Here is a 22420-nt window from a genome sequence, read left to right as displayed (position 1 = left end):
ACGGAGACACGGAGTCACAGAGAAATAGCAAGCAAGCTGAATGCTTACCCAAGAACAAGCTGGCGACATTTTCGATCGCATCAAGAAACTCTCGACTGCCGATGAGGTGGAAGTGCTCTTCTCGGGCGGGAAATTCGCATTGACTCGCTTCGCCAACAATGTGGTTCACCAGAACGTCGCGGAGGAGAATCATGTGGTCTCAGTGCGCGCGGCTTTTGGGGGCAAGACAGCGCGGGCGTTTACGAACAAGTTTGATGATGAAAGTTTGCGGCAGGTAGTGCGGTCGGCGGAGAGTTTGGCGCGGGTGCAATATGCGGATCCGGATTTGTTGCCGATGCCGGATGCGCGCGAGGCCGCGGGCAAGGCGGGCGGGAACACCCGCGCCTCAGAGACAGCTTCGCGGCACTTCGCGGCGACCGCCAGTATCACTCCTGAATCGAGAGCCGAGGGTGTCAAGAAAATCGTCGGCGTGGCGCAACGGCACAAACTCAGTACTGCGGGAGTTTTTTCGAGCGCCGAATCGATCGATGGAATCTTCAATACGCGGGGATTGACCCGGTGGCATACGCAGACCATGGCGGAGATTTCCATAACGATGCTCGGGACAGACTCATCCGGCTGGCAGAAAGCGAATTCGCCGTATGTGGCGAATCTTGATGCGCTGGCGCTAGCCGAAGTGGCAGCGCAGAAGGCGGCCGATTCGGCGCATCCGCGGGAGATTCCAGCGGAGAAGTATACGGTAATCCTGGAGCCCGCGGCAGTGCTCGATATGGTGGGATTCATGTTCTGGGATTACTCGGGAATGGCGATTCTGGATCAGCGTTCTTTTCTGAACGGGCGAATCGGCACGAAACTGTTCGGAGATAACATCAGCATCTGGGACGATGTGGCGCATCCCCTGCAGACGGGCTCTCCGTTCGATGGTGAAGGGATGCGGCGGCAACGAGTGGGGCTCGTGGAAAATGGGGTAGTGAAGCGAGTGGTCTATGCCCGCGCGACTGCCGAGAGAATGAAACGATCGGAGTACAAAGATAAAGTGGGTCCGGTCGAAGCGACCGGCCACGGGTTCCCATTGCCGAACGAAATGGGAGAGATGCCTCTGAATATCGTCTTCGCGCCGGTCGGCGACCCACAGAGCGTCGACCAGATGATCGCTTCCACGGAGCGCGGAGTGCTTGTGACGCGGCTATGGTACATCCGGGAAGTGGAGCCGTTTGAAAAAATGCTGACCGGGATGACCCGCGACGGCACATTCTATGTCGAGAACGGGCGCGTGCAGGGCGGTGTGCGAAATTTTCGCTTTAACGAGAGCCTGATTCATATGCTGTCGAATGTGGAAGCGATGAGCGTGCCGGTGCGATCCTGTGGAGAGGAATCGCTTGACATGGTGGTGCCCGCGATGAAAGTGAAAGACTTCAACTTCACCGAAGTGACGAAGTTCTGAGAGGCGTCGCAGAATTCGAGAGAAAAGTTTGCCGGACTTCTTCGGAGCAAGAGTGTCAAACCTCAGTTTTCTACCGTTGATTGTCTCCGATAATTGCCGGAATCGACCTGTATTTCACCCCTAATTGACGGCTTTGGGCCGGCTATTTGAGGGTCCATCCTGCACCTGTAAATCCCTTCTAATCTATTCAAAAAAAAGCGGTTAAGCCCCGCTCGTTCAATGACTTCGGTAACTTTCTTCACTAGATTCGCGGGTGTACGCTGCGTTGAGTTGCATGAGAGTTCGGGAAGCGGAAACGACGCTCCCGGCAGGAAGGGTCTTCACAGCGTGGCCGCAGAAGGCACAGCACCGATGACCGGGACGCAGGCGAGAACGGGACACTACGAAGACATGCAGAGCGCGCCGAGGTTTCCACTGCATCTCGCCGCATCGGTTACGAGTCAGGGAACGGCGCTTGCGGCAGAGACGGAGAACATTTCCGCCAACGGTGTGCTGTTCGCCATGGACAGGGATGTTCCTGTGGGATCGATGGTGGACTTCACGATTTTACTGCCGGCTGACGTGGTGGGCGCGCGTCGCGATGTGCAGATTGATTGCCGCGGCCGGGTCGTGCGCAGCTTCGAAGATAACGGCCGCCGCGGCGTGGGCGTAGTGATTGACGAATACCATTTTGAGCGAGCGTAGTCGCAAGGACTGAATGGCTACTATTCCGGTGAGCGTGGAAGAAAATTTCGGAGCAGGCGAGGACGACGGCAAAGGTCAGTTCGTCCGCGTGATCGTGGCCGATACGCAGGCCATCTTCCGCGCCGGCTTGCGCAAAGTCTTCGCGCTCGAGGATGACATTCGCGTGGTGGGCCAGGCCGAGACGCTGGCGCAAACGCAATCCGCCGCTGTGAAGTTTAGCGCGGACGTGCTGATCTTCGAATCCGCCTTGACACCGGATCCGGTAGAAGCAGTCGCCGAGTTGATGCGCCAGAGCCCAAAGCTTCGCGTTGTGGTTGTAACTCCGGGCGCAGATGAAGAATTAACCCTCGATCTGTTCCGCAAGGGTGTGCACGGCATCGTGTCGCGCGAAGTGGAACCGGAATTATTGGTAGAGTGCCTGCGGAAAGTAGTGGCAGGAGAGACCTGGCTCGATTCTCAAGGCGTACGCTGGGTGATGGAAGCCTTTCGCAATCAGACGAACCGGCCCGCTGGTTCTCGTCCGAAGGTGCAGTTGACGCCCAAAGAAACGCTGATTGTTTCGTGCGTCACTCAGGGCATGAAGAATAAAGAGATTGCACTGCGCGTGGGCACCACCGAGCAGGTGGTGAAGAACTACCTGCGCAAGGTATACGACAAGCTGGGAGTAGCCGATCGTCTGGAACTAGCGCTCTACTGCCTCAATCATCATGTGGTCGACAATACGAAAGTACCTCCGTTGCCGACCGCTCCGACAAATGGCCATGCTGCGAATGCCGCCGTAGCCGGAGCGTCGTCCACCGGCGTGGCCTCAGCGCCAGTTGCCAATTCTGGTGCCGCGTCCCACGTGAGCGCGGAGTATCCGGGAAAGCAATCCTAGGTTCAACGCCTCTTATTCTCTCCGATTCTTTTCCGACTACAATCGCATTCTGTCCTCCGACGAGGATCGTTCGCCCTGGCTTTCAAGTTGCGGTTCTAGGACTTCACCCATAGAATCGATAAGAACGCATCGATAAGAACGCAGAAGAAAAGCCGCGGGATGGTCAGATTTTCAGCTTTCTGAAGAAATTCCGCGGGGTGCCGTTCTTCCGTCCGATTCACGCCGGAGAGATGGCCGAGTGGCTGAAGGCGCACGCTTGGAAAGCGTGTTTAGGGGAAACTCTAACGTGGGTTCGAATCCCACTCTCTCCGCCAGTTTTTTTTGGAGCTGTGAATCGACTTGGGCTCTTTCTGCCGACGGTGCCAAACGCCACTACTGCCGAGTGGGAGCGGGGATCTCGTCGGCGAAGGCCGGATGCGTCACGCCGTAAACGCGACCGGATATCATTCACTCCAATTAATCACTCCTGGAATATCAATCGCTAGCGGAATGGCCGACCCTTGACGATCCCTTGGCCTTCGCGGATGGTGATCAGTTGATCCGAAGGCAGGTCGGCGAAGGTCTCGGTTGTGCCCATCGGCCAGTGCACTTCTATACTGGCTTTGGTGTCGGCCCCCAGCCCGAAGTGCAGCCGCGGGTCGTTCGACGATAGAAAGCTGGACTGGCTGGTCAGACACTGAGCCTGCACTTTTCCGCCGTAGCGCACCAGCACACGCGCGCCAATCGCGCTGCGATTGCTCTTCGTTCCCTCCAGACGCACTTTGATCCAGTGATTGCCGGAAGGCGCATCGTTGCGCAGGAGCGACGGCGGCTGGTTGCGATTCATGATGAGCACATCCATGTCGCCGTCGTTATCGAAGTCGCCGAAGGCGCAGCCCCGGCTCATGTGGCGGGCGGAGATGCCGGGTCCGGCCTCATCGCCCAACTCTACGAATGTTCCATTGCCCTGATTGCGGAACATAAGGCGCGGAGTGAGCGCGGGATATTTCGGATAGAACTTTTCCAGCTCCGGATATACCGTGCCAGTGACAACCAGCACGTCGGGGAAACCGTCGTTATCAAAATCGACCAGGCCTGTGCCCCAGCTGATGAAGCGGCGTTCGGGACTAAAGCCGGCTTTGGCCGTGACATCATCAAATTCGCCCTTGCCGTTGTTGTGATAAAGGCCGGTGGACTGGCCCTGGAAGTGAGTTTTCACCAGATCGAGATGACCGTCGAGATCGTAATCGCCGATGCCGACACCCATTCCTCCAAGCAGTTCGCCGCCGGAACCGAGGGCAACTCCGCGCAGCAGGGCCTCTTCGCGAAACGTGCCGTCGCGATTGTTCATCAGCATCAGGCTTGGCGTGGAATCGCAGGCAACGAAGATGTCCTGCCAGCCGTCTTCGTCGGCGTCGAAAGCAACGACAGTGAAGCCGAACGAGCCCTTGATTGCGCCCACGCCAGACTCTTTGGAAACATCGGTGAAAGTTCCATCTCCATTGTTGCGATAGAGAAAATGAACCGGTGCGGCGAGGCCGGCCGGGCCGCAATTCGTAGGTACGCCTTCGTAGTTACAGTTGGGAACTTGTAAGGAAGGTTTGGGCAGGGTTGCGAGATCGACATCGAGATAGTTGGAAACGAAGAGATCGAGCAGGCCGTCGCGATTGTAATCGACGAAGCAGCAGCCGGAACCGAAGCGAGTCTGCGGATACAGTAGGCCAGCCTTCGCGGTAACGTCGGTGAAGGTTCCATCGCCATTGTTGCGATACAGGCGATTCTGGCCGTAGTAGGTAAGAAAGAGATCCTCGAAGCCGTCGTTGTTATAGTCGCCCACGCAAACGCCGCAGGCCCATCCGGCGGGCTCGAGCAAACCGGCTTTCTCGGTGACGTCGGTGAAAGTTCCGTCGCGATTGTTGCGGTAGAGGCGATTGCTGGAGCCGGCGGGAACGCCCTCCAGACGGCGGCCGCCGAGGATGAAAACGTCCATCCAACCGTCGTTGTCATAGTCAAAGAATGCGCAACCGGTCCCGTTGACTTCGACAATGTATGTATTCTTGGTGGAATCGCCGTAGAAGACGGTTTTGGTGAGGCCTGCGTTTTCGGCAACATCGACAAAGCGGGAAAACGGAGATTGCTTGGTGGGAGAGGGCTTATCTGCTGCGAGCTTGTCCGTCGTGAGCCTCTCCCTCGCGAGCAAGGCTCGAAGCCTTGCCGGAATCAGCGCGGGCGTGAGAATCGCCGGAATTGTGGACAGCAGGCGGCGCCGCGTCCAGGGGCCCGACTTCGGGGTACTCATCGCAGGCAGCATCCTCTCAGGTACATTCTCCCGTACATCAATAATCGAGGCTCAACGCTGCGCCTGCGCAGCCGCAAGATCCTTGCGGAGTTGTTGTGCCTCGGAGTTATTGGGCTCAAGTCGCAGAGCGCTGGCGACGGCTTGCTGGGCCTCGGGGAAGCGAGACTCCATGCCGAGAGTTGCAGCCAGGCTGATCCACGCCTGAGTGTAATCGGGAGAGGAGCGCACCGCCTGACGGAAGTGCTCTTCGGCAGATGCAGTATCGCCGCCTTTCGAAGCAAGATAGCCCAGTTGATTTTGCGCCAAAGCGAAGTCGGGGTCGAGTTGAACCGCCTGTTCTAGGACCGTGCGCTCCTCTTCGTTATTTCCAGCGCCGTCAAGAGCCATCGCCAGTTTATAGGCCAGCGACGCGTCTTTGGGATAGGCGTTGAGAGCCTCGCGATAGAGCTGAGCGGCTTTTGCGAAATTCTTGCCCTCGAATTCTTTGGCCGCTTGTGCAGCTTTGCTCGCTGCGAGGGTACGATCGGCTTTGGCTTTTTCTTCTTCCTGATAGAGCTTGAGTTGCTCCTGCGCCAGTTGAGTTTCGCCGAGGGTGCGGAGAACGGACGCCAGCTTGAAGCGTATTTGGGGCTCGCTGGCTCCGAGCGCCAGAGCTTTCTCCAGTTGCTCGCGAGCTCCCGTAGGATCGCCGAGTTCAGCCAGCACGACGCCCAGGTTATAGCGGGAATTGTAATGGTTGGGATCGAGAGCGATGGCCTCTTCCAGATGTTTGCGCGCGGCAGGATATTGGCCGGACTCGCGTTCCAGAACGCCGTTCAGATAGAGCACTCCGAAATCGTGCGGGGCGAGGGTGAGCAATTTGCGCGCGAGCGGCGTTGCCGTCTTCGTATCATCATTCAGGACCAGAACGTGAAGATAGAGTTCTTGCGCCGCGAGATCGCCAGGATGCAACCGAACTCTTTTCGCAGCCAGCTCCGCGGCCTGCTCGAAATGAGCCTGGCGGGCGAGGATCATCACCAGCGCTTCGCTCAGACGCAAAGACGAAGGATGTGCATGCACCGCAGCGTCGAGCATCTTGGCCGCTTCGTCGAGCATTCCGGCCATATCGTAGGCTCGAGCGAGATCCAGGGTCAGGTCCTCGGCGGGCGGAGCGGAATGCAAGAGGCCGATAACGGAGCGATAATCGCCTTCTGCGATCAATGACTTGCTGAGACCATCGAGCGCATCCGCCGAAGTGGCATCGATCTTCAGCGCCGCCTCCCACTCCGCTTTCGCTTCTTCGCCGCGATGCAATTGGCTGAGGACTCGGGCCAGAATGATGTGCGGCTTTATTTCCTCGGGCATCAGTTGAATGGATTGTTGCAGCGGGCTGACCGCTTCTTCTGGCTGGCTGGCGAAGTAGAGCCCCAAGCCCAGAAGATAAGAAAGCTTCGCCGAGCCGGGTTCCAACTTGAGCGCAGCCCGATAGGCATCCACGGCACAGCCGTACTGATGGTGATCGCCAAACCAGCCACCGAGTTCCACGTAAGTGTCGGCGTCGGGCTGAGCTTTTATTTTTGCTTCGAGCGCCGGAGGACCGGTGCAGACTGCGCCGGCAAAAAGCGTCGCGCTCACGCAAATCACCAGCGCCAGACCCACCCTAAGCAGCTTGAGATGCATTGACATTCGTCGGTCGGCTCTTCGTTGGTCAGTTCGTCGGTTGGCTCTGGGCGGCAGATGCCATCTTCCGTAAAATGCAGCATAATTGAGCCACTGGTGGACCTGCAACCTGAGCGCAAGTTTTGAGCCTGCAGAAGCTGGGGGCGGCAGAACACGGAGAGAAGCTGGTGCACGCGGCCATCTTCAACTAACTGATTGCTAGTTGCGTTATTAGTATTTCTGTTGCCGTTGAAGTTTTTTTCTTCGGGCGCGGTCCTGATTCAGGCGTCCGAATTACCCCGTGCTGCTTTGCCAAACGGCAGACAAGAATCCAGTGTTTCAGCCGCATCGAATAGGGTTTCTTCGCGGCAAGAGTACGTCGGCGACAAGGCGTGCAGTTTGTGTCATCAGAAAGAAGCCCAGGCCTACGCCGAGACGGCGCACCACCTTACTTCGCGCCTGCCCAGCAAGAATTCGATTGCCGGCAAGTTCACTCCCGGCTCCAACGTTCTGAAAACTTCCAATCCGTATTTGTCGTACTCGATGACCGCTACTAGAGATGGATATTTTGAAAGCGCGGTGGAAGAACTCTCGCCCTCTAAAACGATTTCTCATACAGAGCGGATTGATGTTGTGATCGGTTCCGGGCGCAAGGGTCAGACTTTTCTGTTCTGGAAAGGCGACAAACTCTTTGAACTGCCCGTGAGTTACTGGACGGAGTTGGATAATTGGATCAACAGCCCGGGATATCCCGACGGCTCGCCGCATTTCGATAAGCCGGTCGTCCCGCGATGTCTGGAATGTCATGGGACTTCGTTCCAATGGGTGCCCCCGCCGGCCAATCGATATATCAAGACAAGTCTGGTGCTGGGTATTACGTGCGAGAAGTGTCACGGACCGGGGCGCGAGCATGTAGCGCGCCACAGTTCCAAGAATCGTCCGAGTCGGGGAGAAACCGGTCCGGGACAATCCGGTCCAGGGCCATCGAAGTCGATTCTAAACCCAGCTTCGTTCCCACGCGACCGGCAAATCGACACCTGTTCATTGTGCCACGCAGGCGCAGCTGAGGCGATCGCGCCTCCGCTGTCGTTTGTGCCCGGAGAACCGATCGACGAGTATCTGTATATACCGGTCTCTGACAAAGATGTTCCCGTCGACGTGCATGGCAATCAGATACAACTCCTTAAGAAGAGCCGCTGTTTCCAATCGAGTCAGATGACCTGCACGACCTGTCACAACGTCCATGAGCGCCAACGTGATGCGCCGTCATTTTCAGTGCATTGTCTAAGTTGCCACAAGGTCGAGGCTTGTGGCCGCTATCCCAAGCTGGGCGCGGCTATTGCCAATAACTGCGTGGATTGTCACATGCCCTTGCAGGAGTCGGAACTGCTAGTCTCCGACACGAATGGGAGAAAGTTGAAGCCGCGGGTGCGCAACCATCGGATTGCGATTTATCCGGGCGAGGGCGCGCAGTGAAATATTTATAAATTAGCGGTTACTGAATCATCTTGATCTTGGTGCGTGACGCGAAGCGTCGATAGTTCCGGAAAGCGATCTCATTGAGCTCAATCTGCTTCTGGTGTCTTCGCAAGCTCACCGTGGAATGCACCGGCAGCAGGTAATCGCGCGCGGAGATTGCGACGTAGTCATAATCCACCGTCATAGCAGCCGCGTGCATCGAAAAAGTACGCGGCAGGCCATCAGCCTCGACCGTGATCCGCCGGATTCCGCTAGTAGGGGCGTCGATATAAACCAAGCCGTGAAAGCCGACGCCGATCGTGTTGTTGCTCTCCGCGAGATCGAGCGTGGCATTTTCGTGAGACACGCGATAACTCAGAACCTGCAAAACTCCCGATCCATCGCCCAGGGTTCCAGCCTCTTTCCATTCGAACTGGGCTTTCGAAGAAGGCGCAAAAACCAGGTTGAGCAATGCGCCAAATTCTCCCACAGAAGTTGGCCACGAGGAATTCATGTCGGCACGTTTGATGCTGCTGCGTTTGCCGTTGACTTCGAGCGTACTGCGCGTCTCTTGATTGTCATGATAGGTCAATAGTTCAGCGATCGAGTCGCGGTGTTTCCAGTTGCCATTGCCAGACTGGTCCACCGATCGGTTCGTGACTTCGACGCAAATGAAATTTGGCAAAGACTTGCTGTAATCGAGCGCCCGTTTTCTGGCGCCTTCGATAATGGCTTGCAGCTCATCGGCCGAGGGCGGAGGAACGGCGCCGGCTGGCAGGGTAGTGATGACGAGATGACGGCTGCTGTGCCCGTCGATGTCAGTGGGCAGTGGGCCAGCAGTCGCAATATCGGCGTCGTCGGTTTGCGATTTGCTGGTGCTATTCGGAGTAGTGGCGTCCGCCAACTCCGGTCCCTCGATCCGGAAGGCTACGCTTCGCTCAGTCGTTTTTCCTCCCTGCGTAAGCTTCTCGATGACCTGGTAGTCACCGCTCGACAGCGACGCGGACTGGATCGACGCCAGATAAGGGATAGAGCCTGGTCCCACCGCTTTCATTAGGCGCAGCGGGACTTGTGCGATGGACTCGTTGCTCTTTAGAACTTCCATTTCTAAGGTCGGTGGTTCGGTGGAATCAGGATCGGGATGAACTACAAAGAAGAAGGACAGTTCTTTAGCCCCATGGGGCACGCGGCCGGAGATGCTGGGCACGACCTTCCCGCTTCCGTAGCGAAGGGGTTCGACCGAATTCATTTCCGCGGGCAGGGGTTCTACTCGTTGCACGATTGCCACATCGCTGAGAGACGGTGCGGCAGTTTCGGCCGGAATTTCGAATGCCATGCGTTGCGCGCCGGCCTTTTCGTTGTTGCGATCAAGAATTGCGGCTTCCAGTACGTACTGTCCCGGGTCGGCGATGAAATGACGCTGCATGGTGATGGATTCCGAGAGCGCAGTTCCTTTGGAATCGAGGGAGCCGTGGCGAGGGACATCCTCGCTGAAATGTTCGATTACTTCGCCGGCTTTGTTCTTGACCTGCGCCACGATCGAAGCATGCAGCGAATAGAGATTGGAGTTCGGATCGTCGCGTGTTTCCAGTTCAGCGATGGGAACTTCCACCACCAGAGCATTCTCGTTGCCGGAGGGCAGGTCGCCTAAATGCAGAATGGACGCGTGGAATTTCAAATCAATGGGGAGTTGAGACTCGGTCAGTAGCTTCAGAAGCGGCGCTTCAAAAGGCCTGATTCCGGTAGTGGGCTCTGGCGGCAGTGCAAGATATCCCGCCTTAGCGTGTATCTTTAGTCCTTTGCGGATGGGCTTTACCGCAACGGGATGAAACGTTCCGTCATAGTCTTCAATCGCCGGAACATACGAGGCCTCGTAGTATGTGGTCATGTCTTCGACCATTTGTTGCATCGGCTTCTTGAGACGATCGGTAGCGGTGATGTACGCGCCGCCGGTGCTAACCGCGAGTTCGCCGAGCGGGCTCTTGTAACCCGCGAGGCCTTCGTTTTCAAGCCGGTTCAGCGAATCGGCGCCTGCTGTAATCGATCCGGCGGGCGGCATCGGTGTCGATGCGGCGTTTTGCGCCGTTAGCCCCGCGGGTGCGACTGGGCCGTGGCCTGACGCCATCATTCCTCCGATGGCTTGGGTTGCGAGTAGCCCCTGACCTGCCTGATCGTCAATGCCGGTTGCGTCCACGGCATAAATGCTCACGCTGGCGCGATTGGCCGCGCCTGCAATGGAGAGCAGCATATCTTTTGCATTCGAATCCAGTTGCGGCGCCTGCTCGAAAAAAATCGCAACTTTTCGACCCGGAATCTGGCGCTGGATGCGCGAGACGGCGAGTAATCCGGCGAGCCAAGGCCGGCAGTGCTGATCTTGCACAATATGTTGCGATTCTTCGAGTGTGGCCAGCATCACGCGGGCGGTCTCGCGGTCTTTCGGATTGAGGGCTTTTCCTGCGGGATCTTTTCCCGTTTGTGCCGCGGCTACGAGATTTTTCTCCGGCAACGCGGCGGCATCATCTGAGGTTCCTTCGCGGACTTCGGTTGCGCCTTCAATGGCCCTGCCCACAGCGGCAGTATCGGAAGTGAAGTCCTGAAACAGTCGGAGACGGCCCTCCACGTTCATCACAGCGAATGAAAACTGATTAGCGGGAACCATCTTCAGAATCTTGGCCGCGATGCTGCGCGCGTTCTTCGCGGCGGAAGGTTCCAGACGATCGAAGACCAGCGTGATGCGATGATCGGCGGCCGATGTGGCCGCAACGAGGCGAAGATCCGAAAGCTTAACGGGAGCACCGCTATCGCTGACGGCGATGTCGGTGGGCTTGAGATCCATGACCGGCTTGCTCTTCCTGCGAACCACGAGATCGATGGTGACCTCGTCGGCGTTGGAGACGACCGTCGGAACCTGCGGACTTTGAACTGGATTCGTCTGACCGTAAACGCAGGGGAGAAGAATGAGGGTCAGCAGAGCAATGACGCCACGCTTATTCATGAAGAGTCTGCCTTAACTGTATCAATCGAATCTCAAGTCCGAGCTAAGACTTCAGGGGAAGCTATTCTACATCCATATTCGGACCGAGCAAATATGGGAAATCGGACGATCGTGGAGTCTTTCGATTAACCAGTTGTTTCACGTTCCGCTTAGTTGGGAAAGGGCTCTCCCGGCTTTACGACCCGGATCTCGTGATCGGTGAAGGTCATGAGGCCGTTCGGCAATTTGACTTTGGGCATATGGCAGCTCACACAATCCGATTTGGCCGTGGGACATATTTTTGCATGGATCGGCCCGTTGTTCTGAACGGACGTCTCGACCTCGCTGGCTATGGGAACGGAAGAAGCTGCCGGCGCCGACGGAACGGAGTGGCAGGCTAGGCACTGGCGGTCATAAGACGAATCCTGGACGACAACGTCCTGGTGAGGGTCGTGGCACGCAATGCAACTGATGCGGGGATCCGTGCCGTCGAAGCACTTGCTGTTGGCCAAACGGTAGGGTTGGAAGCGTACCGTCAGTTCACCATGCCAATGATTGCGAACTACCGTCTCCCAGCTGCGATGACACTGGCCGCAAAAATTCGAGATGTCTTCCGAAGACCATTTGCGGATATCGGGCGGGGTGGAACTGAAATCGTTGTTGAACGAGTCGGCGATGTGAGTACTGGTGCCGGCGTGGCAATGCTCGCAGGTTACGCCGGGGCGCATTGTGTCATACCTCATCTCGCCGTTGGTGACAGCGTTACTCGTATGACAACCGAAGCACACTTTGGTTTCGCGGAGTTCGATGGGACGTCCGATGGCTTCCTCGAGATTTCGCGGCTTCAAGTCTTCATCGCCGGTAGTGAAATCGAGCCCCGCAATCGACGGATAATAACTGACCGCGCTCTCATAGCGTTTCCCGTTGTAGTCCAAAACCCAGGTCTGCGCGCCCTCGCCAAAATTGTAGTGAATGGGCACTGAGATCGTGCGCGCGCCATCGCTCACGTTGTATATGCTCTGCTCGCCGTGGGTTTCGACGGTATAGGTGTACGGGCCTTTGCGAACTGTGAGTTTAGGATGTGCGTGCAGCGTTGGATTCTCGGCGGGAAGTTCCATCGCCCGCCCCATCGGCGTGCGCGGCTGCGTCTCGGAGCGTGCGCGGTGGCACGACACGCATGCGGATTCGGTCTTGCCTTGCGCGCCCGCCAGCGGAGAAACGGCCGAGATCGCGGCGACGAAAATCGCGATTTGCGCGAACGGGTTAAGGATGCGTGGCCGGCTGATCATTCTTCGTCATCTCGACGCACAGTAAGCGCTCGCGCCGTGCGTCTTCTTTGCGGCCGGATTTTGAGTACGCCTTAGCCAGCCCCAAATGGACTTCAAGATTATCGGGCTGTACCTGTAATGTTTTTTCCAGATGCTCAATGCCGCCCTTTGGATCGCCCGTCTCGGTGAGCGCGCGGCCGAGCACCAGTTGAGCGCTGGAAAGTGAAGGATCCTCTGCAACGGCCCGACGGGCGTAGGGCAGGGCTTCGGCGCCGTCATTCTTCAGCAGGGGAATCCAGGCCAGCATTACCTCTGCGACTGCGCTCTTGGGATCGACTTCCAACTCTTTTTTGAGTTCAACTTTGGCCGCGTCAGGGTCGGTGGCGTAGAGCAAATAGCCATAAAGATAATGAGCATTGGGCACCTCGGGGAGGCGCTCGAAGAGATGCTGGAAGTCCACCCGCGCGGCTTCGGTGTCTTTTTTCATGAAATCGAAGGCGGCCTTGCCGGCGCTGATGTACAGTTCCTGCTGATCTGCCCGCAAGTCTCTCGGGAGCAGTGGCGTGCGAAGGCCTGCCAGTCCCATCGCCATTAACAGTTCAGGGTTGGAGTCGTCATTTTTATCTTTGGCGAAAAAGGCATAGCTTCGCAGAGCCTCTTCGAAGCGGCCGGTTCGAGTCAGCAGCAGGGCTTCATGGTAGCGAAGAATTTTCTCGTTACGGGATTGATTGGCAGCGCCATTTGCAAGAGCCCGCTGAATATCCGTGAGGGATGCCTGATAGTCGCCGATCTCAAATTCGCAGAGTCCGCGCATGGCTAATGCAGGCGCGGCGTTGGGAGTGAGTTCGAGATAGTGCGAAAGGGCATCCCGGGCGGGCGCGTACGCGTTGGATGCGTATTGCAGAGAACCCAGGAACCACCATCCATCTGGCCATTTCGGATTGAGTTTCAAGGCTTGCTGGTAGAGTTCGATCGCGGCGGGAATATCGTTCGCGTCGCGGGCGGCTACGGCTTTCGAAGCGATATCGGAAAATCTGGCGGAATTCGTTTGGGCATCGGCAATCTGGGCTGTGGCAATCGAGGAAAGCTGGAAATTTGCCAAAATGAGCGACGCGAAGAGAAAAGCGCAATAACTGAATCGCCTTACCCAGCCCCTGATTGCGGTCATTTCCCCAAATCCCACGGCTTTACTCGATGAAGAGGAATATAACATGCTGGAAAGGGCGGATTCCCGGATACGACGGAACCTGTGAGATGGCAGCTTCGCTACTGCTGCGTTGAACCGGCCTGATCGGAAGCATGGGAGGAATCCGAGTGCATCTTGGCCTCGGTGGTTGGCTCGGGATCGAGCGGCAGGTTCACTTCTACCGCTCCGACGTTGTCGGTCGCGATATCGCGCACCCCGAGTCGCACAGAGACGGCTGACATGGGCACATCGAAATGCTGTTGAATGCGATAGATGCCATCGCGTCTGGTTCCAGCGAAGATTTGGTCGTGGTCTTGGGCGGCGCGCTGGACCATGCCATTTACCATTTTTCCGTCCTCGTCAAAAGCTGCGGCGGCTATCTCCAAAGCGGGATAGCGAGCGGCGACCGTGTAATCGATTTCATAGGTCTGTAGTTGAATGGGACGAAGTGATTTGTCACGATGCTTTTGGCTGCGAGCACGAAAATAAGAGGCTTGATCGGCCAGATTTGCCATCTGTTGAGGCGTGGCTTTTCGGGGCGGAGCCACGGCGTGAATGTGCGCGCGGAATAGTAGTTGATGAGCGAGCGGAGCGCCATGCTGCATGTTGGGATACAACGAATCGGCTGGCTGCGCCGTTTGCACCGATTCCAGGTCCGAAGCCGGGTGAAGCGCCTTGGCGGGCTCTGGCGGCGGCGAGGGATTTCCAAAATAAGAGTGACGATAGGCCAGGCGATAGCCGCGGTTGGCCAGTGCGACGTGAATATGACGCATCCCTCCGTCGTAGTTCTGATTGCTGGGAGAGTAAGTCAACGTGTAATAGTGGGCGCCGGTTTCGGTCGCTTCGGTGAGTGCGCTGGCCAGGTCATTCGTGTTGTAGAAGGCGCGGCCCCCAGTCGCGTCCGCGATTTCCTCTTCGGTCATGTGGCGGGCGTTCAAAGCGTAGTCGGCGCTGTTGCTCGTAGAGGCATTCGAACGGCTAGACACATCTGAGGCCGAGGCGCCGGTCCCGGCCACGCCCCGAACGTCGATGGGATAGACGGCGATCTGTCCGCGAGCCAGCGCGTCGGTCGTTTCCTTGATTTGATCGCTGATGCTGAGGCCCTCATTGCCGGGATCGGAACTGGGCATGGTGGCCGAAGGAAACGACGCCGAAATCCAGATCACATTCTTGTGTCCCGGAAGCTCCGCCAGGAATTGCGCGATCTTCATGAGCGCCATTGGGGTTGAAATCGCCGGTCGAAAGTTATCGGCATACAAAAAGATTCGCGGCAAATGAGAATGGGAATTTTTAGGATCGAGCAGATCGGCGAGCCGGTTGCGGTCTTCGGTAAAACCCTGGAGCAGATAAAGGCCATCGCTCAAAACGAAGACGGCGAAGCGGGTACCCAACGGCTTGCTGCGGGCGAACTTCAGCAGTTGCTGGCGCGCCGCGGGCTGGTCGTCGACCTCCATATTGAGAAGGTCCAAAAGCAAAACATAAAGCGGTCCGCGTTCCGGGCCATCGGGAACATTCACGAAAGTGTTGAGCGGAAGGGAACTGGGAGCTTTGAGAGAAGAGTCTGAAATCAGATCGAAGTCATGGACGTCGAAGTTACGAATCGGCTGAGCCTTGCCGTCCTCGGCGATCGAGAAGTCTTTGGCGGTGAGCCCGGAAACTGGCTTACCTTTCGAGTCTGAAACGACTACGTCGACCACCACTCGGCGCACGTTTTGGCGGAAGACAAGGTCGCTGGCTTCTGCCGTCTGCGAATCAACTTTTTGAGGATCGAGATGAGGATCGAGAGTATCGGGAGCCTGCGATCCCATGATCGTGATCTGCGCGCCGACCGTGCCCACGCACAAAGCGGCTGTAAGGAGAAGAACACGTGCTTGGAGCAAGACCGATACGACCATGCAATCCCCAGCTGCCGACGAGTTGTACCAGTGGCGTAATTTTACCCCAGGTCGCGATTGATCAAATGTCAATATTCGCTATCAGGGTATGTAGCCCCGAATCGGAAACAGCGTTAACCGCTTTCTCGATCCTCTTATTCGATTCTCACAGAAAGGCTTGACTCCGCAACGGACGATCCCTGCTTTGCTGTGACCAGAACGTCGCATTGCCCTGGGCCGGGAGTCAGCTGTACCAGCATGGGGATCGATCCATCGGGCCCGGGCTGGTCCAAATTCAAGGGCTTGTACGCGATCTCCTTACCGTCGCGCAGAAGTTTCAAGGTGACTTTCGGGGCTTCGCCATCTGGGTGCTTGGCGGGATAGACAACGAAGTACAGGCTGACCGGGTTTCCGGGTACGGAATCGGCAAGTGTGGGAGTCACGCGGCCATTCTCCAGCTCGAAGGGACTCAGCGGGCGGGGCGGCCCAGTCAGAGGTTCGAAACGACGCACTAATCCGAGAGAACTCAGCGATAGATTCTTGCCCGGGTCGACGTACAGAGAAACACTTTTGGTCGATGTTTTGCCGGTCGTTTCATCGGTCACCGCCGTCTCGATGACGTAGTGCCCAGGCTGCAGGTCGACGGGTTCAGCGTAGAGAATGCGATCGCTTTGCAGTTGCGCGGCGTCTGCACTCGCTACCTTTCGAAGCACCTCGCGGCTTACTTTTTTCACGATCTCTCCCGTGGAGTCGTGAATAAACGCGACCAAAGCCGCGCGTACGCGGAGTTCACCGGTCTTTCTATCCGGAACGGGTTTGATACCGGAGAGCGGAATCTCAAACGCGACTTCGTACTGCACCGCATTTTCGTGCGGCCGGAACTTCATGGCAGAAATCTGATAGGGAAACTCAAAAGAGACCGGCCGTGCCTTCATGGCATTCAACGCCAGCAGTTCGTAGGGTTGCAACGGCTCTCCATTCAAGTCCGGCACGGCGTAATAGCCCTTTCGAGTCTGGAGGGTTACCTTGGGGCGGCTGATCTTGACTTCGATCTTACGGAAGTGCCCATCGTAATTGGTCGAAGTCGGAGCATAAGCCAGTTCATAATGGGTACGAATGTCCTCCATCATGTGCTGCATGGGCAGGGATATTTCGTTAGTATTGGTGACTGCGAATCCGCCGGTCGATTCGGCGAGTTCCCGCATGTTGAGCTGGCCGCTCGCGACTGCGGTCAACTGAACGTCATCGTCTTCGCGGTGCGCGTTGATAGGATCGACCACTGCCGCCACACTCTCGGCTCCGGTGCGACGTTGCGCTGCCAGAGCGTCCATCATGGGATCTTCCACATTCAATCCGCGGGTGTCGATGGTATAGAAGGAGACTCCGGAGCGGTTGGCGTAGCTGATCAGGTTGTCGACGGCATCACGCCGGTTCATGGGAAAAGTCAATCCGTCCGCCAGGTAGAGCACTACCTTGCGGCCCGGTAACAATTCTTCACTGCGAACCAGTTGATGCAGCGAATCCATGGCGTCCATGCCGTCGGAAAGACTGGTCGAGAAACGCAGCCCTTTGACCAACGCGGCCTGAGCGAGCATTGCGCTGCCCAGTTGGATGGAAACATCCTGGGATGCGGCATTGGCTGCAAATAGCGGATCACGAGCGATCGCAGCCAGCGGATTGTCCAGCGCCGCCTGGGCCGCTTGTGTAGTGGCCGCCCCTGTGGCGGGAGACGCAAGAATGTTCTCTGTGGTTGCGTTCAGCGTTGCCAGAGCGCTGCTGGCTACGGTCGACGTGATACCCGGCCCTCCCCCTCCTTTCAAGCCTTTCGTAGCTGCTTCGACGGACTTCGCCAGCAAATCTTTATCGCTGGTATAGGGCTGCATCAGCTGCAAAGTGCGATTCAATTGGTAGATCGTGATGTAGGTGTTTGGCAGATTGTCGCTGTTGAGAAACTCCTGCACCGCACGCCGCGCGAACTCCAGATTCAGTGGAGCAATCTCCGCGAACACAACCGATACAAAGTTCACCTGTCGCATGGAATTCAGAGGGCGAGGAATCTCGCCGCTTTTGGCTGCGGCCGTGCTCTCAGCGCTGGCTGCGCTTCGTTCGGTCTCTAGTTGCTCGCTGCCTCGAATGCTGCGAAAAACCCTAATGTTCTGCCGGACCCCGTCTTCGTAGACTTCCACTTCCTCCGGCCGAAGATCGGTCACTGCGTGGTGATGTTTGTCGCGGACGACCATGTCGAGAAGCACTTCCCGCGTACTGCTATGAATCACCGGGCGCTCTTGTTCAGCGGTGGCAGGAGGGCTGGCTTGGCAAAGCATGGGGAGAGAAATCAAGGCGTTCAAGGCAAATACAAGAAGGATTCGTGCAGGCATACACCCACCTCAGAAGTCCCCGCCGTGCGTCCCAGTTAGCGGTTTTTTCCTTCGATTAAAGCCCGATCCAGAGCGCCAGTTTACCCCTGATGTGCAGAATTTGCACGTTTTCCTTAAAAAATCGTTTTTTCTCTTGACAGTTCTTGACGATAGGCGGTAACGTGCGTCGTCCTTGGCGTAGTACGAAACCATTACGTAATCGGTTACGGGCGTTTACTTGGGGACTTTCAGCTGCGGGGGAGAGAGATCAGGCGAGAGAGTTTTGAGGCCTGATTTCTGGGGAAAGAGTTCCATGCAAACTTGGGGAGGGGCAATGAGTCTGAATTATGAGGTCTCGGCTTTGAAGAGGATGATCGGCGTGGCAGGTTCGATCCTGTTTGTCATCCTGCTGGCGTCGGCCTGTTTCGCGCAGCAGCTCACTGGCACTCTGAGTGCCACGGTAACCGATTCCGCGGGCGCGGTCGTCCCGAATGCAAAAGTCACGATGAAGAATCAAGCCTCGGGTGACGTTCGTACTACGGTATCGAACGGTTCGGGCTACTTCACCGTTACGGCTATTCAGCCTGGAACCTACAGCGTGCACATTGAGGCTCCCGGATTTAAGTCTTGGGATCAGACTGGGATCGTCTTCAATCAAGGCGACAGCCGCACTTTGCCCAGCATCAAGCTTGAGGTCGGCCAGGTCACTGAAACGGTCGAAATCAAGGCGGGGGCTGACGTTGTCATCCCCGACAATTCCGAGGTTAGCACTACCCTAAATGAGTCAATGATTGAGGATGTTCCGATCTTGGGTCGCGACGCGGGCGAATTGCTGAAGGTCATGCCCGGCATGGCTTTGACCAACGGTCTCACCCAAGGATCCGGGTTTAACGATAAGGTAGTCGGCACGAATAACGGTCCAGTGGGCGCGTACTCGTCGAATGGCACGCAGCCCTACGGTTCGATGGCGTTCATGCTTGATGGCGCCAACCTGGTCGATCCCGGCAACGCCGGCACGCAGATCGCCAACATCAATCAGGACATGGTTTCCGAAGTCAAAGTTTTGATGTCTTCTTACAGCGCTGAATACGCCAAAGGCCCGGTGATTTTCCAGGCTTTCAGCAAGAGCGGCGGCAATCAGTTCCACGGCGAAGGATATTTGTACGCCCGCAACAGCGCTCTTAATTCAGTCGATGCCTATAGCGCCAGTCAAGGCCTGACCAATCCGGCCGAGCACTTTTACTATATGGGTGGCAACATCGGCGGTCCGATCCTCATACCGGGTCTCGGTTTCAATAAGAACCGCAAGAAGCTTTTCTTTTGGGCTGGCTATGAATACATGAACCAGCATCCGGCTGCCACCCCGGTGAATTTCAACGTGCCCACCGTCGAGCAGAAAACAGGCGACTTCAGCAATACCACGATCAACGGCTTGAGTCCCACGACGCCGGAAACGGTAAACGGTCAATCAACCACGCTTTTGGCGCAACTCCAGAGCGTTTGGCAATACGCTTACAATGGGGCGAGTTCTTTCACTTCTGCTGCGTTCGATCCCAACGTGCTTCCCATCCTGAACTTCATGCCGAAGGCGAATATCACGCCTTCGGGTTCAAATGGCTGGAACAACTATCAGTACATCAGCACCGTTCCCCAGAACCGGTGGGAAGCCACAGGTAAAGTTGACTACGCCATCAGCGACAACAGCAAACTGACGGTCTCCTACACCCGGCAGATCGAAAACGATCAGCACCCGATTGGCGTTTGGTGGACTCCACCGTGGACCTTGCCGTATCCCTCAAATGTCGTCGCGGCCACGACCTCGCAAGAGATCATGTCAAACTTTACGCACGTGTTCAGTCCCACGACGACCAACGAGTTTGTCTTCACCTTGGCGCGTTATATTAACCCCAGCACACTCACGAATCCCGCTGCCGTCGATCGCACCAAAATCGGGTTTAATGTAACCGGCCTGTTTGGCCACACCACCGCCCAGATCCCGAACTTCCAGGGTCCCTGGGGCGGAGCTTTCCCGAATATCGAAGAGTTCTCGTTCGATGGCGGGTTCCAGGGCAATGCTTTCGGCGCTATCAAGAGAGACCCGGCGCTCTACGATAACTTTACCAAAGTCATTGGCTCCCATACTCTGAAAGCCGGCTTCTACTGGGACACGAGCGAGAACATCCAGTCCAGTGGCGGCCTTGGGGTAAGCGACAATGGCAACTACAACCTGGGGTGGGGCCCCAACAGTTCGGGCAACGTGGTAGCCGACTTCTTGTTAGGGAAAACGGCCAGCTATCAGCAAGTGAGCTCGTTCCCGACGAACGACCTCAAGTTCCATCAATGGTCGCTTTACGCTCAGGATTCATTCAAGGCGAACCGCCAACTCACGCTGAACTACGGCCTGCGTTTTGATCACGTCGGTCAGTGGTATGGAACTCCGCAGGGCTTCCAGGTCTGGAACCCAGCCACCTATCAAAACAACGGCATCAAATACGGCACCGCCGCGTCCACTGGCTGCACGCCAGGCCCCTCCGTGACTAACTGCGGCGTTACCATTACGCCTGCCGCCGACAACGCTGGTTTGCTATGGCACCAACTGAACAGCAGCGTTCCGCTGTCTGGCTTCCCATCGCCATTGTTCTACTACGAGCCGCGCGTCGGATTGGCCTACGACATCTTCGGAACCGGCAAGACGGTGCTACGTTCTGGATTTGCCGTATTCCACTATCAAGTATCCACGGAGGTAGCCAACGCCGCTACCGGGCCTGAGGGATCGTTCACATTCACAACGCCGGGGAGCACCGGGTATGTTTCAGGAGTCCCCGCCAGCGGGTATGCACAGATCGATTGCTCGCCGGGCAGCGCTGGATGCAACGGGTTCACACCCCCGTCGTCCGTCGCGCAAAACGGGGCCAGCATCTCTGCGCTTCAGGCGGGGGACAACAAGACTCCTTTGACCATGAACTGGAACGTCACGGTCTCACAGGCACTTCCGTGGCGATCGGTTCTGGAAGTCTCATATGTAGGGAACAAGAGCCAAAATGAATGGATCAACGGATCGAATGGCAAATTGCAGGACCTAAACAACATTATTCCGGGTTCGCTGTTCCTTCCCGATCCGCTCAAGACGCTTTGCGTTAATAATCAAGTTTGCCAACCAGCCATTACCTCACCCAGCCCGCTCCCGTGCAATTCGGCCGCTAACAGCGATCCCAATTTCTGGGCGACCGATTGCAATCGGATCATTCAAACTTCACCGATTACTGGGCCGCAAACGGCTGGAACCTACTACAATTTGGGTTTCAACTCCAATGACTATCGTCCGCTGAATGCCTACCAGGATATCTACTTATTGAATCACGGCAGTTTTGCGAACTACAACTCGCTGCAGGTTTCGTGGCAAAAACAATCGGGTCCCGTAACCTTCCTGACCAATTACACCTTCGGGAAGGTGCTGGGTATCGTGGACGGGCAAACCGACAACGGACCCGGAAATGGAAGCGTGGTCGATCCTTTCAACATCCGGAACAACTACATGCCGCTGGCGTATGATCACACGCACATTCTGAACTTTTCGTATGTGTGGAACATGCCCAAGTTCCTTCACGGCAATCCGATTCTAGGGGGAGCGGTCAATGGATGGCAGCTTTCCGGTTACACCACCTACCAGAGCGGTGCCGCCCTCGAGCCCAATATCGTTAACAATCTAAATATCAACAATGCCGGAGTTGCGTTGACCTATCCGGTGGCCGGTGCGCCGGATCTCCCCGATAACTCCATCCATCTGCCGAATTCGCTGTACGCGACCAATGTCAACGCTGCCAACTGGTTCGGCTCAAACTCCTACAATCTCCTGATGCCAACATTGACCTGCAATCCGTCGAAGAACCTGAAGTCCGGTCAGTCCTTCAATGATCAGTGCTTCGGTTTCCCGGCTTATGGACAACAGGGTCCGTTGGAATGGCCTTATATGAGAGGGCCGGCCTACTTTGACAGCGATTTGGCGTTGTTCAAGAACTTCCAGATCACCGAGCGGCAGAAGTTGCAGTTCCGCATCTCGGCCGTCAACTTCCTGAATCATCCACTCCGCCAATTCGGTTTGGCGGGCATCAGCGATCAGGAATTGAACTTCACCAATCACTATGAAGTACCGATCTCGAATACGGCGTTGGGGAGCGATGGAAACGAGTGCACGTGGCTCGCATCCAAAGGAATGGTGGACACCGCCAACAACACCAGCACAACCTGCGCTGCCAAGGTCACGGGCATCAGCCCGACCAATACGAACCTCACCACGAACGGCATACCGAAGTTCAAAACCGGTAGCCGGACGCTGACGTTCGCCGTGAAGTACTACTTCTAGACCGCGGTGAACGAGATAG

Annotated in this window: 12 protein-coding genes and 1 tRNA gene; 6 read left to right on the top strand and 7 right to left on the bottom strand. The window is 56.6% G+C overall.

Going from position 1 to position 22420, the window contains the following annotated elements; genetic code table 11:
* Positions 1-40 precede the first annotated feature (40 nt).
* From VGM18_16715 to VGM18_16700, 4 genes are all read left to right on the top strand, one after another.
* Positions 41-1444, top strand: coding sequence for a TldD/PmbA family protein (locus VGM18_16715; GenBank protein ID HEY3974649.1), 1404 nt, complete (start codon positions 41-43; stop codon positions 1442-1444).
* 327 nt (positions 1445-1771) lie between these two features.
* Positions 1772-2128, top strand: a complete 357-nt coding sequence (locus VGM18_16710; GenBank protein HEY3974648.1) for a PilZ domain-containing protein — start codon at positions 1772-1774, stop codon at positions 2126-2128.
* A 13-nt stretch (positions 2129-2141) separates the two neighbouring features.
* Complete coding sequence (locus tag VGM18_16705; protein ID HEY3974647.1) at positions 2142-3005, top strand: response regulator transcription factor; 864 nt, start codon at positions 2142-2144, stop codon at positions 3003-3005.
* 224 nt (positions 3006-3229) lie between these two features.
* Positions 3230-3319, top strand: a tRNA-Ser gene (locus VGM18_16700).
* 167 nt (positions 3320-3486) lie between these two features.
* Here the strand turns inward: VGM18_16700 and VGM18_16695 are convergent.
* Together VGM18_16695 and VGM18_16690 are read right to left on the bottom strand one after the other, a co-directional pair.
* Positions 3487-5283, bottom strand: coding sequence for a CRTAC1 family protein (locus VGM18_16695; GenBank protein ID HEY3974646.1), 1797 nt, complete (start codon positions 5281-5283; stop codon positions 3487-3489).
* Between the two features lie 51 nt (positions 5284-5334).
* Positions 5335-6948, bottom strand: coding sequence for a tetratricopeptide repeat protein (locus VGM18_16690; GenBank protein HEY3974645.1), 1614 nt, complete (start codon positions 6946-6948; stop codon positions 5335-5337).
* A 372-nt stretch (positions 6949-7320) separates the two neighbouring features.
* Between VGM18_16690 and VGM18_16685 the strand changes: the two genes are divergently transcribed.
* On the top strand, positions 7321-8397 hold the full coding sequence (locus VGM18_16685) for a multiheme c-type cytochrome (GenBank protein ID HEY3974644.1): 1077 nt from the start codon (positions 7321-7323) through the stop codon (positions 8395-8397).
* A gap of 19 nt (positions 8398-8416) precedes the next feature.
* Here the strand turns inward: VGM18_16685 and VGM18_16680 are convergent, their stop codons facing one another.
* The 5 genes from VGM18_16680 to VGM18_16660 form a co-directional block, all read right to left on the bottom strand.
* Positions 8417-11374 carry a VWA domain-containing protein gene (locus tag VGM18_16680; GenBank protein ID HEY3974643.1) on the bottom strand — a complete coding sequence of 986 codons (2958 nt, stop codon included), beginning with the start codon at positions 11372-11374 and terminating at the stop codon, positions 8417-8419.
* 149 nt (positions 11375-11523) lie between these two features.
* The gene (locus VGM18_16675) at positions 11524-12642 is read right to left on the bottom strand and encodes a multiheme c-type cytochrome (protein ID HEY3974642.1); all 1119 of its coding nucleotides are present in this window, start codon (positions 12640-12642) and stop codon (positions 11524-11526) included.
* Positions 12617-13789 (bottom strand): tetratricopeptide repeat protein, encoded by a 1173-nt coding sequence (locus VGM18_16670; protein HEY3974641.1) that lies wholly within the window; start codon positions 13787-13789, stop codon positions 12617-12619. The genes VGM18_16675 and VGM18_16670 overlap by 26 nt, the downstream gene beginning before the upstream one ends.
* 98 nt (positions 13790-13887) lie before the next feature.
* Positions 13888-15687 carry a VWA domain-containing protein gene (locus tag VGM18_16665; protein ID HEY3974640.1) on the bottom strand — a complete coding sequence of 600 codons (1800 nt, stop codon included), beginning with the start codon at positions 15685-15687 and terminating at the stop codon, positions 13888-13890.
* 149 nt (positions 15688-15836) lie between these two features.
* Positions 15837-18059, bottom strand: a complete 2223-nt coding sequence (locus VGM18_16660; GenBank protein HEY3974639.1) for a VWA domain-containing protein — start codon at positions 18057-18059, stop codon at positions 15837-15839.
* Positions 18060-18372: 313 nt separating this feature from the next.
* Here VGM18_16660 and VGM18_16655 point away from each other — a divergent pair, with 313 nt between their 5' ends.
* Positions 18373-22401 (top strand): carboxypeptidase regulatory-like domain-containing protein, encoded by a 4029-nt coding sequence (locus VGM18_16655; GenBank protein HEY3974638.1) that lies wholly within the window; start codon positions 18373-18375, stop codon positions 22399-22401.
* The last annotated feature ends 19 nt before the right edge of the window (positions 22402-22420 follow it).

It is taken from the genome of Candidatus Sulfotelmatobacter sp., from assembly GCA_036500765.1.
Lineage (GTDB): Bacteria > Acidobacteriota > Terriglobia > Terriglobales > Acidobacteriaceae > Sulfotelmatobacter.
This window is presented reverse-complemented; position numbering and strand designations above follow the sequence as displayed.